Raw genomic sequence first — 8259 nt, 5'->3', positions numbered from 1 at the left:
GAACTGCTGCAGACCCTCGTCCATCAACGCTACAAGCAACGCCGCAGCATCCTCGTCACGTCCAACCGCGTCGTCCAGGACTGGGGGCGCTACCTTCGCGACAGCACCATGGCTTCGACGATCCTTGACCGTCTGCTGCATCGCTCCAAACTCCTCGAGTTTGAAGGCAAGAGCTATCGTCTCCGTGAAGCCGCTGCCAGGCTTGCCGTCACTGAGGAATCCGACGCATAATCCGCTCGTCCTGCCTGGGGGAATTTAGCCGCCCACAAGTGGAGGAGTTTGAACTGCCCATCGGGGATCGGTGTCGTTGTCGAGAGGCTCGGCAGAACCTCACGCAGCGCGCCCGTTTGCAAGGCATCTCTTGCGAGCCATCCCGGAAGCTGGGCGAGACCGCAGCCCGATGTGCACGCGTTCAGTAACGTGTCGCCGTCCGTCAGTTCGTGGCGCGCTCGCACATCGAAGTACGAGGCTTCGTCGCCGTTCCCCGCGTCTGCCAGCAACCAGCCGGACCGCGTGCTGCGTCGCCAGCCGATCAGGCAATCATGTGCGAGCAGATCGTCGCGTCGTAGCGGTTCGCCGCGCCGCGCGAGGTAATCGGGCGCGCCACAAATGATGAGCCTCTGCTCGCCAAGCTTGCGCGCAACGAGATCCGGAAATGCATCTAGCGTTCCGATCCGGACCGCCAGATCAACGCCCTCGCTCACAAGATCCACTGCCCGGTCCTGCAAGGTGACGGCCAGATCCAGACGTGGAAATCGCTGCGTCAAACTCAACAATGCAGGCACGATGTGGCGGCGACCAAATGTCGTTGGCAGATCGACGCGCAGTCGGCCGATGGGTTGCTCATGGCCGGTGGACAGAAAGGCTTCGGTCTGGTCCAGCTCTTCGAGGATGCGCCGGCAAGTGAGCAGGAACGTCTCGCCCGCGGTCGTCAGGTCAATGCGGCGCGTCGTCCTGTGCAGCAGTTGCACGCCGAGCCGCACCTCCAGCCGCGAGATGCTCTTGCCGACCGCCGACCCGGTGATGCCCAGCGTCTCCGCCGCCGCTGTAAAGCTGCCGTGATCGACGGCAGCAACGAACTCGCGGATTCCGGCAAAGCGATCGTCCATGGTTGATTCCGGAATGGGAGGATGGAATGTCCGGAATTTTATCGTCTAACTCAACCGTGTCGCCAAAATTACACTGTTCAGCACGATGGCATCCGCCGTTGCAGCGAACATGAGGTATGTAATGAAAGCATGGCTTCTCGACGATTTTGGTCTCCGTAACCTGCGCGCAGGCGAGGTGGAAACCCCCACTCCGCAACCGGGCGAACTCCTTGTGAAGGTCGGCGCGGTATCGCTGAACTTCCGCGACAAGGCTATCGTCGACGGCATCTATGAGCCCGCGAGCGTGCCCAAGCCGCTGATTCCCGTGTCGGACGCGGCCGGCACAGTAGTCGCCATCGGCAACGGCGTAACCCGCTTCGAGGTCGGTGACCGTGTGAACTCGACGCTGTACTCGCACTGGATCGATGGTGCGCCTGGACCCGACGAACCCGCGTATTGCCTCGGGATGCCGCTACCGGGAGGCCTCGCCGAATACATGATCATCCACGAAGACAGCGCGGTGCCGGCACCGGCGTCGATGAGCGACGAGGAAGCGTCGACCCTGCCGATCGCCGCGTTGACCGCCTGGTATGCATTGACCGACGTCGGCCATGTCGAGGCGGGACAAACGGTGCTCGTGCAGGGAACCGGAGGCGTGTCGATTTTTGCGGCGCAGATCGCCATTGCACATGGCGCGCGCGTGATCGTCACGTCGAGCAAGGACGAGAGTCTGGCGAAGGTAAAGGCTCTGCTCAATAGCGACAAGGTCGAAGGGATCAATTACAGGACGAATCCGGACTGGTCCGCGAATGTACTCGAACTGACCGGTGGTTTAGGCGCGGATGTGACGATCGACGTCGCCGGTGGGAACGGGATCAACCAGTCCGTTGCTGCCACCAAGGTACAAGGCGTGATCGCACAGGTTGGTTTCCTGACGGGACAGACGACCGCTCTCGATCTGATGCCGCTGATCTTCCGGCAAACGACGATTCGCGGGATCGCCGTCGCGCCTCGCACCTCCTTTGAGCGCATGAACGTGTTCCTCAATGCGCACAAGATCAAGCCTCTCATCGATCGTATCTATCGCTTCGACGAGGCCGTGCAGGCATTTGAGCATCTTGCTCGCGGCCCGTTCGGCAAAGTGGTGATCAGAATCGGCGACGACGCGTAAGCGCAGAGTCCGCGCGTCGATGCTGTAAATGGCCGCGCTGGGTTCGAGCGCCCGGATTCAGTGCGGCCGTCGTCATTGCATCCGCGCGTTCGCGTATGGTGGGAAGCCCCACAGTTGCTCAGGATATGAGGGTTTTCAGGCGGCGCCAGAAGGCGGCGAACCGGTGCTGTTCCCGCGTTTGCAGCGAAAGTATCGCGTCGTACTGGACACGTGCTTCATCGACGTGCGGCAGGTTCGACAGGAGGAGGCCGAAGTTCATGATTGTGCTCCGTGCGTCTGGCTTGACGCGTTATTGTGGAAAGCCAGTAGACACGGAAGACCGGGCAGGTCATTGGCGCGGCGACAGAGGTCTACTTGCTTTCCTCACTCAAAAACAAAGGTAGAGGTGAGCGGCATATGGGATAACTGTCAGGGTCCGACATTTCGACTCCTTATCTGTGTTGATGCGCACGACTGACCGTGCGTGCTTGTTCACGCGCCCGGTGGCGAATGACTCGTACGAGCGCGAACGAACGTCGCCGCGAGTTGAAGCTGCGACGCGTCGCCATATGGACGAACCCATCAGCAGCGTCCAGAGGTCCCTCCGGTTTCAACCCTGTGTCAGGGTAAGCCATGCCGCGTAAACGTAGTGAAAAAATGAGGGCATCGCGTGGAAAAATGCAATAGCGGCTGAATTAATACCTGAATGTTGACGCCGCGTTCTGGGCAGTATCGTGCGACTGCATGCTGCTTGCCGCCTTGATCATGCTCATTCGTCTATTGCCGTTTATCCCGCCAGATGTCCGTCCGAATTCGTGTCCACAGCGGCCAGTTGCCGACAGTCAACGAGTGACAGACAAGGGTCGTTTCCGGAAGCTCGCACCACACCACTATCAGCGGTCACCGCGTGGTTAGCGAACTTCCGGAGTCGGCCGCAAACCAACGTTCACGTCCGTCGCCGGTCGGACGTTCAAGCGTCGGCTCCGCCCCGTAACCGGCCACCCAGTCCTGAAGGATCAACGCTTCGAGCGTGGACCGACTCGGAACATACACACGTATTACGCGATTAACCTTCTGGGGGCTACATCTTCCGTTCGTAGAATGTCTTTCCTTGGGCAATTGCGACATGATGGTATCCACTTCGATGTTCAGCCTTGTCGGCATGTCCGGCAGGCGCCCCGCGGGCGCCACCTCCTGTGCACACATAGCTGCAGGACGCCTGGCGAAGTTGACTGATGGCCTGTGATGGAGGGATCCAATGCGAACCGCAACTTTCGAGTCGTGGAAGGGAATGGCCGTCAGCATCCACGTTTTCCCCGTTCGTCGAATCGAAACGCGCGACTCGGCGCCTGATGGTTTTATTGCAACCGTCAAGATCGAAAAAGCCGGTCAGATACTCGCCGATTGGCATCTGCCGTATTTCAGTGAACGATGGCTGTCCGAGGGCGAGGCCCAACGCGACGCGCTCGAATACGCAGTGAAGTTGATCGATCGTGGTGTGCTGGATGAGCCGCAGTGGTTAAGTGAGCGGGCCGCGTAAGAGCGACACGATGCACCTGCTAAAGCAATCTCAGGCCGCATGCGACGCGCCACATTTATTGCATCGTGATGTGACTATTGGGCATAGTCAGGATCTCTGGTCTTGTCGGCGGCAGACCATGGCGAACAGTGAATTCGGGACGTCAATGCGCGATTCGCGCCGGACACGCGATCTCCACAGAGGAGGAACATCGTGAGCGACAAAAGAACTTTCGAAATCTACCGCTACGATCCTGATCGGGATCCACGGCCGTACATGCAAACGTACGAGATAGAGATCACCCCGGATGACAGGATGTTGCTTGATGTACTCGTCCGCCTGAAATCAATCGACGAGACACTGAGCTTCCGGCGCTCGTGCCGCGAGGGTGTGTGCGGCTCGGATGCGATGAACATCAACCGCACGAACGGGCTCGCCTGCATAACCAACCTCAACGACATTCCCCGCCACACGGTCCTGCGCCCGCTACCGGGGTTGCCAGTCGTTCGCGACCTGATCGTGGACATGACCACGTTCTTCAAACAGTACCATTCGATCAAGCCTTACCTGATCAACGATACTCCGCCACCCGAGCGGGAAAGGCTCCAGACGCCCGAGCAGCGCGATCAACTCGATGGTCTCTACGAGTGCATTTTGTGCTCGTGCTGTTCCAGCGCATGCCCTTCGTACTGGTGGAATCCGGATAAGTATGTCGGGCCTGCCGGCCTCCTGCAGGCCTATCGCTTTCTGGTCGATTCCCGCGACGAGGCCACGGGTGAGCGGCTTGATAATCTCGACGATCCGTACCGCCTCTTCCGCTGCCGGTCGATACTGAACTGTACGGAGGTCTGCCCGAAAGGCCTGAATCCGGCCAGAGCGATTGGCGAGATCCGCACCATGCTTGCGCGCCGGACGATCTGAGTGCCGCAAACGAACGAAGCGAGGCTGCTATGGCAACACCACGGCTGAAACCGGGCGAACTGATCGACGTTCGCCCCCTTGGTGATGCATTACGAAATTCGAAGTCCGTTACCCTCATGCGGTCGGACTACCTGGAAGTCGTTCGGCTCGTCCTTCCGATGGGCAAGCACGTCCAGGAGCACCGGGCGGCCGGAGAAATAACCGTGCAGTGCCTGGAAGGCGTTGTCAAATTTGGCACCGGCGCGGGAGCGCAACTGATGCGCAGCGGCGATATGTTGTTTGTGCTCGCCGGCGAGCCACATTGGCTCGAGGCCGTGGAAAGCGGCTCAGTGCTCTTAACCCTTTATCGTCCACAAGGTCGCGGCCACCCGGAGGCCACTTAGCAGGGGAACGAAAGGCGAGGCCTGGAAGAGGACAGAGAGGCGAGAATGAGCGAGCGCGCACGCATTGCGTTTCTTATCGAACGTGACGGGTTGCAGCAGGCCACCGAGTGGGTGCGTCGCACGATGCACATCTACCGTCGCGCGGTCCTCGACAAGAGGCATTTCGCGCACGCTCATCCCCACCGACTTCGCTTCATCGTTGCGTATCTGGAGCTCAAGAGGTGGTTACGAACGGGTTCCACAACCGGGCCGGCGTGACGGCACGCTAACCGGCCTTGTTTCATGGCGACGTCAGCACCGCCACGTCGGGCTGAATTGAGCACGACGATGTCGACCGCGAACGTCCATGCTTTCGCAAAAGGTGAATGATGGAAAACTCAATGTATCCGCAGCCAGACGCGGAAATCGCCGGACTCCGCCGGAAACTTGCACCCGAAGCACTCGCAGCATTCAGGGCTTTCAGTAGCAGCGTTTTTGCCGACGGCTCGCTGCCAGCGAAGACGAAACAACTGATCGCAGTGGCCGTCGCGCACGTGACGCAGTGTCCCTATTGCATACGTGGACACACGAAGGAGGCCTTGAAGGCTGGGGCGTCGGAGAGCGAGATCATGGAAGCAATCTGGGTCGCAGCCGAGATGCGCGCGGGTGCGGCTTACGCGCATTCAACACTGGCGCTCGCCGTGATGAAGAACGAGGGGAATTCGAGCGAGGCCCAGCATGGCGAACATCATTGACAACCTGATCGCCGAACACCGACGTCTGGAGGGACTCGTGCGCCTGCTCGAGCGTCAATCGACGCTCCGCGACGCTCAGGCAGCTGCGAACAGCGCACTGGTCGTGGACGCCCTGTACTACCTCACGCAGTTTCCCGACGTGAACCATCATGCACTAGAGAACCGCATTATCGGCAAGCTGCTCGAGAAGAACGCGTTGGCCCACGAATTGGGAAGCGAACTATCAGCGCAGCACGCGACGCTGGCGCTTCATGGCCACGAATTGATTCAGGATATCGAATCACTGATGCGTGATGAAAATATGTCCAGAGAACTCCTCGAGTTTCGTATCCGCTTGTACGCGGAGCGGCTACGCCACAACATGGCCTTTGAGGAACTCACGATATTTCCCATCGCGACGCGTCATCTGGAGTCCGACGAGTGGTCCGCAATTTTGCAGGCAAGCCCAATTCGATCAGCCGACCCGCTTTTTCAAACGCCGGTGCACGAGCGCTTCGTTCAACTGCACCACGTGATCGCTGCCGAAGCCGGTTGCTCATGCCAGGGGGCGGCCACAAACCGCCGTTCGCATTCATAGTTGGTCAGATCTCAAACGGTCAACAGACGCTTGGCGTGGCGCTGCCCTGGGTCATTTGCGGGCTGCTGGAAGTTACTTCGAACGCGGAGGGAAACCCGCCTCACCCAGCGCTGACACGATATCCGCTTCCGGCAGGGAGGTTTGGATCTGCACGAGCCGGGTTGACGGGTCCGTAATGATGCTTGCGCCCGCATCAATCGACTGAATCGCACGTGTCACCGTGCGTGCACAACCGCCGCAGGTCATATTGTCGAGATAGAACTTCATGGTGAGCTCCTGATGAGAGATAGTCTCAGCTTAGGGGTTACCATCGTTGGAAGGTCAAGCGCCTCGACTGCGGCAAATGCTCGTGGCCCCTTATCATTGCGGATCATCAGATTTGACCCACGATTCATCGGTCGAACTTGACCAGGTCCTTAAAGATCAGTTGACCCCAGCTATTTCCGCGCGCCTGGACTAGCAGCCCACCTTCCGAAAGCCCGCCAAGTTTGATCGGCGAGAAGCCGAGCTTTTCCGCAAGCGCACCAATCTCCGCCGCGGCGCCGTCATCATCGCTCGCCAGGAACACGACCCTCCTGCCACCATGCACGGCCGGATTCTGGTCAAGGATGGCAGCGGCCAAATGGTTGAAGCCCTTGACCAGTCTTGCACCAGAGAAGGCCTGCGCAACGAACGTGGAAGAAGGCAGTCCTCCCAGCTCCTCAGGGGGCACGCCGTAGGCATTGGTCACATCGACGATGGTCTTCCCCTGCCAGGTGGGAAGCGCCTTCGCGATGTTCGGGTGCGACTCGAAACGGACGGCCAAAAAGATGATGTCCGCCTTGATGGCTTCTGCCAGTGTTTTGGGAATGATCTCGGGTCCGATCTCGGCCGCGTCGGAAGCAAAGCTTCCCGGGTCGCGAGTGGTTGCAACGGATACTTCGATGCCGCTTCGGGCAAACGCCTTGGCAAGGGCCTGGCCGATCTTGCCGAAGCCAATAATTGCGTAGCTCATATCGTTTCCTTCGGTTTGCCACGCGCTACGGCGCTCCGCCTAATCGAACGGAGCACCGTAGCGCGTTGCGCGTCAGAGTTGCGCCAGGCCGCCGTCAACGGCGACTTCGCTGGCGGTCATGAAGCTGCTGTCCGGCGACGCGAGAAAGGCAGCCGCCGCCGCGATCTCCGCCGGATCAGCCATGCGCTGGAGCGGAGTCATCGAGGCGAAGATCTTCTGGCCCTCCTCGCCTAGCGCTTCCTTCGCGAGTTCGGTCGCTGTCGCCCCGGGCGACAGCACGTTGACCCGGATGCCGGTGCCCTTCAGATCCTCCGCCCAGGTCCGCGCGAGGTTGCGCACCGCCGCCTTGCTCGCGCTGTAAGCGCTCATCGCCGGGGCGCCGGTGGTGCCGGCGCTCGATCCGGTCAGGATGATCGAGCCGCCGACGCCCATCAGCGGCAGCGCCTTCTGGACCGTGAAGATCGCGCCCTTCACATTGGTGTCGAAGGTTTCGTCAATGTGCTCAGCGGTGATCTCGCCGAGCGGAAGCTGGCTTCCTGCCCCGGCATTGGCGAAGACGATGTCAAGGGTTCCGCGCTCGGCCTTCACCTCAGCGTAGAGTCTGTCGAGGTCGGCCGGAACGGAGACCGAGCCCTTCACCGCACGGGCATGGGTCCCGAGGTCGGCTACAGCGGCGTCGAGCGCGTCCTGCCGGCGGCCGAAGATGAATACGAAGGCACCCTCCTCGATGAAGCGCTTTGCTGCGGCGCGGCCAATGCCGGTCGCGCCACCGGTTACCACGGCGGTCTTTCCATTCAGTCTGTTCATGCCATGCATCCTTCAAAAAAAAGACAGACTCGATTTTGAAGCGCTTGATTCATGAAGCCAATTGACTAAATATCTATAGGTGCCAT

The 8259-nt window shown here is 60.0% G+C and carries 12 protein-coding genes; 7 read left to right on the top strand and 5 right to left on the bottom strand.

The window, feature by feature from the left end:
- Positions 1-231, top strand: a 231-nt coding sequence (locus E1N52_RS36255) for an ATP-binding protein (RefSeq protein ID WP_165979344.1), incomplete at its 5' end; no start/stop codon positions are given.
- Here E1N52_RS36255 and E1N52_RS36250 read toward each other — a convergent pair.
- The gene (locus E1N52_RS36250; RefSeq protein ID WP_133188882.1) at positions 174-1109 is read right to left on the bottom strand and encodes a LysR family transcriptional regulator; all 936 of its coding nucleotides are present in this window, start codon (positions 1107-1109) and stop codon (positions 174-176) included. The genes E1N52_RS36255 and E1N52_RS36250 overlap by 58 nt on opposite strands.
- 85 nt (positions 1110-1194) lie before the next feature.
- On the opposite strand from E1N52_RS36250, the gene E1N52_RS36245 reads away from it, so the two are divergent.
- A complete protein-coding gene (locus E1N52_RS36245) occupies positions 1195-2259 on the top strand; it encodes a zinc-dependent alcohol dehydrogenase family protein (RefSeq protein WP_246089368.1) in 1065 nt (354 codons plus the stop codon).
- Between the two features lie 118 nt (positions 2260-2377).
- Here the strand turns inward: E1N52_RS36245 and E1N52_RS44365 are convergent, their stop codons facing one another.
- Positions 2378-2518: a hypothetical protein gene (locus tag E1N52_RS44365; protein ID WP_165979528.1), complete on the bottom strand. Its 141-nt coding sequence runs from the start codon at positions 2516-2518 to the stop codon at positions 2378-2380.
- Between the two features lie 1011 nt (positions 2519-3529).
- Between E1N52_RS44365 and E1N52_RS36240 the strand changes: the two genes are divergently transcribed.
- From E1N52_RS36240 to E1N52_RS36215, 5 genes are all read left to right on the top strand, one after another.
- Positions 3530-3778, top strand: a complete 249-nt coding sequence (locus tag E1N52_RS36240) for a DUF6566 family protein (RefSeq protein WP_246089367.1) — start codon at positions 3530-3532, stop codon at positions 3776-3778.
- Between the two features lie 192 nt (positions 3779-3970).
- Entirely contained in the window at positions 3971-4678 is a 708-nt protein-coding gene (locus E1N52_RS36235) for a succinate dehydrogenase/fumarate reductase iron-sulfur subunit (RefSeq protein ID WP_133188878.1), read from the top strand.
- A gap of 29 nt (positions 4679-4707) precedes the next feature.
- A complete protein-coding gene (locus E1N52_RS36230; RefSeq protein ID WP_133188876.1) occupies positions 4708-5061 on the top strand; it encodes a cupin domain-containing protein in 354 nt (117 codons plus the stop codon).
- Between the two features lie 365 nt (positions 5062-5426).
- A complete protein-coding gene (locus E1N52_RS36220) occupies positions 5427-5795 on the top strand; it encodes a carboxymuconolactone decarboxylase family protein (protein ID WP_205965726.1) in 369 nt (122 codons plus the stop codon).
- Positions 5779-6372, top strand: a complete 594-nt coding sequence (locus E1N52_RS36215; protein ID WP_133188872.1) for a hemerythrin domain-containing protein — start codon at positions 5779-5781, stop codon at positions 6370-6372. The genes E1N52_RS36220 and E1N52_RS36215 overlap by 17 nt, the downstream gene beginning before the upstream one ends.
- A gap of 72 nt (positions 6373-6444) precedes the next feature.
- Here the strand turns inward: E1N52_RS36215 and E1N52_RS36210 are convergent, their stop codons facing one another.
- From E1N52_RS36210 to E1N52_RS36200, 3 genes are all read right to left on the bottom strand, one after another.
- Positions 6445-6639 (bottom strand): heavy-metal-associated domain-containing protein, encoded by a 195-nt coding sequence (locus E1N52_RS36210; RefSeq protein WP_133188870.1) that lies wholly within the window; start codon positions 6637-6639, stop codon positions 6445-6447.
- A 124-nt stretch (positions 6640-6763) separates the two neighbouring features.
- Positions 6764-7366, bottom strand: coding sequence for an NADPH-dependent F420 reductase (locus E1N52_RS36205; protein WP_133188868.1), 603 nt, complete (start codon positions 7364-7366; stop codon positions 6764-6766).
- Positions 7367-7438: 72 nt separating this feature from the next.
- Positions 7439-8173 carry an SDR family NAD(P)-dependent oxidoreductase gene (locus E1N52_RS36200; RefSeq protein ID WP_133188866.1) on the bottom strand — a complete coding sequence of 245 codons (735 nt, stop codon included), beginning with the start codon at positions 8171-8173 and terminating at the stop codon, positions 7439-7441.
- Positions 8174-8259 lie beyond the last annotated feature (86 nt).

The sequence above is a fragment of the Paraburkholderia guartelaensis genome, from assembly GCF_004353905.1.
GTDB lineage: Bacteria > Pseudomonadota > Gammaproteobacteria > Burkholderiales > Burkholderiaceae > Paraburkholderia > Paraburkholderia guartelaensis.
This window is presented reverse-complemented; position numbering and strand designations above follow the sequence as displayed.

Bases quoted from the DNA above. Each gene is read 5' to 3' on its own strand.
- E1N52_RS36215 (WP_133188872.1), top strand. From the start codon at position 5,779: ATGGCGAACATCATTGACAACCTGATCGCCGAACACCGACGTCTGGAG.
- E1N52_RS36220 (WP_205965726.1), top strand. From the start codon at position 5,427: ATGATGGAAAACTCAATGTATCCGCAGCCAGACGCGGAAATCGCCGGA.
- E1N52_RS36250 (WP_133188882.1), bottom strand. From the start codon at position 1,109: ATGGACGATCGCTTTGCCGGAATCCGCGAGTTCGTTGCTGCCGTCGAT.
- E1N52_RS36245 (WP_246089368.1), top strand. From the start codon at position 1,195: ATGGCATCCGCCGTTGCAGCGAACATGAGGTATGTAATGAAAGCATGG.
- E1N52_RS36210 (WP_133188870.1), bottom strand. From the start codon at position 6,639: ATGAAGTTCTATCTCGACAATATGACCTGCGGCGGTTGTGCACGCACG.
- E1N52_RS36200 (WP_133188866.1), bottom strand. From the start codon at position 8,173: ATGAACAGACTGAATGGAAAGACCGCCGTGGTAACCGGTGGCGCGACC.
- E1N52_RS36205 (WP_133188868.1), bottom strand. From the start codon at position 7,366: ATGAGCTACGCAATTATTGGCTTCGGCAAGATCGGCCAGGCCCTTGCC.
- E1N52_RS36230 (WP_133188876.1), top strand. From the start codon at position 4,708: ATGGCAACACCACGGCTGAAACCGGGCGAACTGATCGACGTTCGCCCC.
- E1N52_RS44365 (WP_165979528.1), bottom strand. From the start codon at position 2,518: ATGAACTTCGGCCTCCTCCTGTCGAACCTGCCGCACGTCGATGAAGCA.
- E1N52_RS36240 (WP_246089367.1), top strand. From the start codon at position 3,530: ATGGCCGTCAGCATCCACGTTTTCCCCGTTCGTCGAATCGAAACGCGC.